Source organism: Streptomyces sp. SM1, from assembly GCF_002910825.1.
GTDB lineage: Bacteria > Actinomycetota > Actinomycetes > Streptomycetales > Streptomycetaceae > Streptomyces > Streptomyces okerensis.
Map to the genome: position 1 here is coordinate 1 of NZ_NEUB01000720.1, position 5,968 is coordinate 5,968.

The 5,968-nt window shown below is 68.3% G+C and carries 6 protein-coding genes; 4 read left to right on the forward strand and 2 right to left on the reverse strand.

All coding sequences use genetic code 11. From position 1 onward, the window contains the following. Positions 1-403 precede the first annotated feature (403 nt). Complete coding sequence (locus tag B9S61_RS20650; RefSeq protein ID WP_103543583.1) at positions 404-697, forward strand: DUF397 domain-containing protein; 294 nt, start codon at positions 404-406, stop codon at positions 695-697. A 131-nt stretch (positions 698-828) separates the two neighbouring features. On the opposite strand, the gene B9S61_RS20655 is transcribed toward B9S61_RS20650, so the two are convergent. After that, entirely contained in the window at positions 829-1,326 is a 498-nt protein-coding gene (locus B9S61_RS20655; protein WP_258039762.1) for an ATP-binding protein, read from the reverse strand. A gap of 386 nt (positions 1,327-1,712) precedes the next feature. Here B9S61_RS20655 and B9S61_RS20660 point away from each other — a divergent pair, with 386 nt between their 5' ends. Then, positions 1,713-2,537 carry a helix-turn-helix transcriptional regulator gene (locus B9S61_RS20660; protein ID WP_103543586.1) on the forward strand — a complete coding sequence of 275 codons (825 nt, stop codon included), beginning with the start codon at positions 1,713-1,715 and terminating at the stop codon, positions 2,535-2,537. A 107-nt stretch (positions 2,538-2,644) separates the two neighbouring features. Further along, a complete protein-coding gene (locus tag B9S61_RS20665; protein WP_103543585.1) occupies positions 2,645-4,105 on the forward strand; it encodes an aldehyde dehydrogenase family protein in 1,461 nt (486 codons plus the stop codon). Positions 4,106-4,279: 174 nt separating this feature from the next. Here the strand turns inward: B9S61_RS20665 and tnpA are convergent, their stop codons facing one another. Next, a complete protein-coding gene (gene tnpA, locus B9S61_RS20670) occupies positions 4,280-4,696 on the reverse strand; it encodes an IS200/IS605 family transposase (protein ID WP_103542771.1) in 417 nt (138 codons plus the stop codon). A gap of 25 nt (positions 4,697-4,721) precedes the next feature. Here tnpA and B9S61_RS20675 point away from each other — a divergent pair. Beyond that, positions 4,722-5,968: transposase (locus B9S61_RS20675; RefSeq protein WP_258039666.1), on the forward strand; the 1,247-nt coding region annotated here is incomplete at its 3' end.

The following is a 5,968-nucleotide window of genomic DNA, read 5'->3' on the forward strand; positions in this document are numbered from 1 at the left end:
GTCGCGACCGCCGAAGCGTGCGACGCCCCCGAAGCATCCGAAGTCACTGTGACCCCCCTGCCTGTTGCCGGCCCCGTCGGCCGGACGACCGCGGTCAGCTAACAGGAACCGCCCGCCGCCCGGCCAGCCCTCCGTGACGCACCTCGCACCCTGGCCGGCCCACTTCGCCAGAACGGCACACGACGGAACATAAAAGCCCCCGTGTGCGTCTCTAGTGCAGCGGGGATTCGGTAAAGCGTCCGTCAAAGCGGGCACAAGGCGACCACAGACGCTGTAATCGCAGGAACACCCCGCGTGCACGTGCATCTGCCCATGCATATGCACTTGAACAAAGCTATGATCCCGGTCAGTTGACCACTGCATCAATGGCCACACCAGCCAGTGCACCAGCGGGGAGTGACCTGTGGACCACGACGTGTACGACGGTGACGTGTACGACGGTGCCGGCGCGCCCTGCGTGCCCGGTGCGTACAACGGCATGGCGGCCACCACGCTGGACGGCGTGGCCTGGCAGAAGAGCCGGCACAGCAACTCGCAGGGGTCCTGCGTGGAGTTCGCCCGGCTGCCCGGCGGGGACGTGGCGGTGCGCAACTCCCGCTTCCCCGACGGTCCCGCGCTCGTCTACACCCGCGCGGAGATCGAGGCGATGCTGCTGGGCGTGAAGGACGGCGAGTTCGACCACCTGGTCGCCGGCTGACGCGTCCCGGGCGGCGTACGGCGCCGCCGGGGACGGGGCGTCCGCGCCCCCGGGTGTGCCGGAAGGGACCCGGGGTGCTCAGGAGGCGGTGACGCGCGTAGAACCGCGGCGCTCGTGTCCACCGCGGTTCGTCATACGCCGGGTGCCGCCCCTTCCGGGGACCGGGGGAGCCGGAACAGCGCCCAGACCACCTTGCCGCTGAGCGCCCCCGTCATCGGGTGCCAGCCCCAGCCGTCGCTGAAGGAGTCGACCAGGAACAGCCCGCGGCCGGACTCCGCGGAGAAGTCCTCGGAGTCCCGGGCGACGGGGCTGTCGTCACTGGGGTCGCGCACCGCGCACACCAGCCGCTCCGGCCAGCGCAGCAGATGCAGCCGCACCGGCGGTTCCTGTGGTGTCAGCCGCGGGGCCCCGGCGGGCAGCGCGTGCCGCAGGGCGTTGGTGACCAGCTCGGAGACGACCAGGCACGCGTCGTCGAAACGGTCGCCCAGGTCCCACTGGTCCAGCGTCTTGCGGGTGAACTGCCGTGCCTCGCGGACCGCTTCGTAGCGGGCGGGGAGGGCGCAGGAGGCGGCGTCGGAGGCGGCCGCGAGGTTCAGCGGAGGAAGGCCCTGCCGTAACGGCTCGAGCATGGTCGATCCATTCGTCCCCATGCGAGGCACTCCCGGGATTTCGCGGTCTTAGCGAGCGGCGGTGGTGCGGAGACCATGGTTTCGGATGCGTACAGCAGATGCAAGGGCAGATGCACGTGCAGTTGACCGGAATCAGCCTGCCCGTACTGGTTTGTTGGCCAATTTTTCCGTCATCTTCCTGTCCGCTCCTGGCTGTTCTCATGCCTACCCCCGCTCCCTCGAGGCCCGTTCGTGCCGCATGTCGACCGGATTCCTCGGGCGCGATTCCGTTTCCGTAACCGGACGAGTACTGCTCGAAGTGTTTTAGTGGCAGACTGCGGGCCCTGAAGACGTTGGGGAGGCTGGCGAACGTGAGCGCGGGAGAGCCGGGATCGGTGGTGCGGCGCATGCTGCTCGGATCACAACTCAGGCGACTGCGTGAGGCGCGGGGGATCACGCGCGAGGCGGCGGGCTACTCGATCCGCGCCTCCGAATCGAAGATCAGCCGGATGGAGCTGGGCCGGGTGAGCTTCAAGACCAGGGACGTCGAGGACCTGCTGACGCTGTACGGCATCTCGGACGAGCAGGAGCGGGCCTCGCTGGTCTCCCTCGCCAAGGAGGCCAACGTCGCGGGCTGGTGGCACAGTTACTCGGACGTGCTGCCCAGCTGGTTCCCGACCTATGTGGGCCTGGAGGGCGCGGCCTCGCTGCTGCGCGCGTACGAGGTGCAGTTCGTGCACGGTCTGCTGCAGACCGAGGAGTACGCCCGCGCGGTGGTGCGGCGCGGCATGAAGAGCGCCGGCGACGCCGACGTCGAGCGGCGGGTGGCCCTGCGCCTGGAGCGTCAGAAGTACCTGGTCGCCGAGAGGGCCCCGGAGTTCCACGTCGTCCTCGACGAGGCCGCCCTGCGCCGGCCGTACGGCGACCGCGCGGTGATGCGCGGGCAGCTCCAGCACCTCATCGACGTCTCCGAGCGGCCCAACGTCCGGCTGCAGGTGGTGCCGTTCAGCCTCGGCGGCCACTCCGGGGAGTCGGGCTCGTTCACCATCCTCAGCTTCCCCGAGTCCGATCTGTCGGACGTCGTGTACATGGAGCAGCTCACCAGCGCGCTGTATCTCGACAAGGCCGAGGACGTGGGCCAGTACGAGAAGGCGCTCAAGGAGCTCCAGCACGACAGCCCGGGGCCGTCGGAGAGCCGGGATCTTCTCCGAGGGCTGCTGCAGCTCTCCTGAGTCGGCGCAACGGCCCCAACTCGCTTGAAACGCAAGTACGATGACATGTGATCAGACCGTTGAGTTGATCAGTGCTCTGCTGATGCAGCAAGGGATCGAGGGATCACATGTCGTCGTACTTCACCGACCTGGCTCAGCAGTACATCGACGGTGAGTGGCGCCCGGGAACAGGCTCCTGGGACATCATCGACTTCAATCCGTACGACGACGAGAAGCTCGCGTCGATCACCATAGCCACGGTCGACGAGGTCGATCAGGCGTACCGGGCGGCCGCCCGCGCGCAGAAGCAGTGGGCGGCGACCAACCCGTACGCCCGCCGCGCGGTGTTCGAGAAGGCCCTCGGGCTGGTCGAGGAGCGCGAGGAGGAGATCGCCGAGGCGATCGTCGCCGAGCTCGGCGGTACGCGCCTGAAGGCGGCCTTCGAACTGCACCTCGCCAAGGAGTTCCTGCGCGAGGCGGTCCATCTGGCGCTGCGTCCCGAGGGCCGGATCATTCCCTCGCCGGTGGACGGCAAGGAGAACCGCGTCTACCGCGTGCCGGTCGGGGTCGTGGGCGTGATCAGCCCCTTCAACTTCCCGTTCCTGCTGTCGCTGAAGTCGGTCGCCCCCGCGCTCGCGCTCGGCAACGGCGTCGTCCTCAAGCCGCACCAGAACACGCCGATCGTCGGCGGTGCCCTGGTCGCGAAGCTCTTGGAGGACGCGGGACTGCCCGGCGGCCTGCTGAACGTGCTGATCACCGACATCGCGGAGATCGGCGACGCCTTCCTCGAGCACCCCGTCCCGAAGGTCATCTCCTTCACCGGCTCGGACGCGGTCGGCCGTCATGTGGCCACCGTCTGCGCCTCCCTCTTCAAGCGTTCCGTGCTCGAACTCGGCGGCAACAGCGCCCTGGTGGTCCTCGACGACGCCGACCTCGACTACGCCGTCGACGCGGCCGTGTTCAGCCGGTACGTCCACCAGGGGCAGGTCTGCATGGCCGCCAACCGGGTGCTGGTCGACCGCGCGGTGGCCGACGAGTTCACCGAGAAGTTCGTCGCCAAGGTCAGGTCCCTGAAAGCCGGTGACCCGCGCGACCCGGAGACCGTCATCGGCCCGGTGATCAACTCCCAGCAGGCGGACGCCCTGACGGCGGTCGTCGAGCAGGCGCTCGCCGAGGGCGCCACCGCCCTGGTGCGCGGCGACCGCACCGACAACCTGGTCGAGCCGTCCGTGCTGGCCGGCCTGCCCGCGGACTCCGCCCTGCTCCGGCAGGAGGTCTTCGGCCCCGTCGCCTTCCTCGTGACGTTCGACGGCGAGGAGGAGGCCGTACGCCTCGTCAACGACACCCCGTACGGGCTGAGCGGCGCCGTGCACACCGGGAACATCGAGCGGGGCGTGAACTTCGCCAAGCGGATCGACACCGGCATGTTCCACGTGAACGACGGCACGGTGCACGACGAGCCGATCGTGCCCTTCGGCGGAGAGAAGCACTCGGGTATCGGCCGGCTCAACGGCGACACCATGCTGGACGCCTTCACCACGATGAAGTGGATCTCGGTCCAGCACGGGCGCAGCGGCTTCCCGTTCTGAGTGCCTTCGGGCCGAGTACGTCGAGTGGACATGCATCCATCTGCACACTAGGTGCATGTCTGCTACCGGGACTATTCGCAGTGCACCGGGCTTCAGCCCGGTGGTGAAGCGAATCTGAGAACTGCTCTGACCTCAGCCGTGTGCATGGATTGGCACTGTTCACCTCAACCCGGGTCAGAGCGGCCGGTTCTGCTGCTCGGTGTACTGCTTCACGATGCTGAGCGGTGCACCGCCGGCCGACCCGGCGAAGTACGAGCCGGACCACAGACGTTGTGCCCGCCAGTAATGGCGGACGAGGTCGGGGAACTCCTGACGGAGGCGTCGGGAGGACACGCCCTTGAGGGAGTTCACCAGCCTGGACACGGCGACCTTCGGCGGGAAGTTCACGAGGAGGTGGACGTGGTTGTTCTCGCCGTTGAACTCGACCAGCTCGGCCTCGAAGTCCTCGCACACGGCCCGCATGATTTCCTCGCACCGCGTCAGGTGCCGGTCGCCGAAGACGGAGTGCCGGTACTTCGTCACGAAAACCAAGTGGACGTGCATGCGGAAGATGCAGTGGCGACCTGTACGAACGTTCTCATCGATACCCATAAACCAACTGTGTAGCATGATCGGCGTGCAGCTTCGGTACAGCTTCCGCCTGTACCCGAGCGCCGGTCAGTGCAGCGCGTTGTCACGGGCGTTCGGGTGTGCGCGGGTGGTCTACAACGACGCGCTCCGCGCCCGGGAGACCGCCCGCAGCCAGGGGCTGCCGTTCCCCAAGACCGGGGACCTGTCGAAGGCGCTCATCACCGAGGCGAAGAACGCCCCGGAGCGGGCCTGGCTCGGCGAGGTCTCGGCGGTCGTCCTCCAGCAGTCGCTGCGCGACCTGGACACCGCGTACCGGAACTTCTTCGACGGGCTGAAGGGCAAGCGCCCGCGTATGGGTGCGCCCCGGTACAAGTCCCGCAAGGACACCCGGCAGTCCGTGCGGTTCACGGCGAACGCCCGCTGGTCGATCACACCTGGGCGGAAGCTGCGTCTGCCGAAGATCGGCGACCTGAAGGTCAAGTGGTCCCGATCCCTGCCCTCCACCCCGTCCACGGTGACCGTGGTCAAGGACAGTGCGGGCCGGTACTTCGCGAGCTTCGTCGTCGAGACCGGCCCCGGGGAACTGCTGCCGCAGTCGATGCCCGAGGTGGGCATCGACCTCGGGCTGGGGCACTTTGCGGTCCTCTCGGATGGGACGAAGGCCGACAGCCCGCGGTTCCTGCGCCGGGCCGCCAAGCGCCTCAAGAAGGCCCAGCGGGACCTGTCCCGCAAGGAGAAGGGCAGCAAGAACAGGGACAAGGCCAGGGTCCGCGTCGCACGGGCACACGCACGTGTCGCGGACGCGCGCCGCGAGTTCCACCACCAGCTCTCCACGAAGCTGATCCGCGAGAACCAAGCGGTCGCCGTGGAGGACCTGGCGGTGAAGGGGCTCGCCCGCACGCGCCTGGCCAAGTCCGTGCACGACGCCGGATGGTCGGCGTTCGTGAGCATGCTGGAGTACAAGGCCGCACGGTACGGGCGCACCTTCGTCCGCATCGGCCGCTTCGAGCCCACGTCTCAGGTGTGCTCGCAGTGCGGCGTGAAGGACGGCCCCAAGCCCTTGCACGTCCGTGTGTGGACCTGCGGGGCCTGCGGGGCCGTCCTGGACCGGGACATCAACGCGGCGGTCAACATCGCCAGGGCGGCCGGACTGGCCGTGTCAGCCTGTGGAGCGCAGGTAAGACCGGGACTCGTCCCGGCACCGCGCGGCGAAGCAGGAACCCACTCGACACCGCAGCCTGCAACGGCGCGGCAGGCGGGAATCGCCGTCCTTCAGGGCGGCGAGGATGTCAA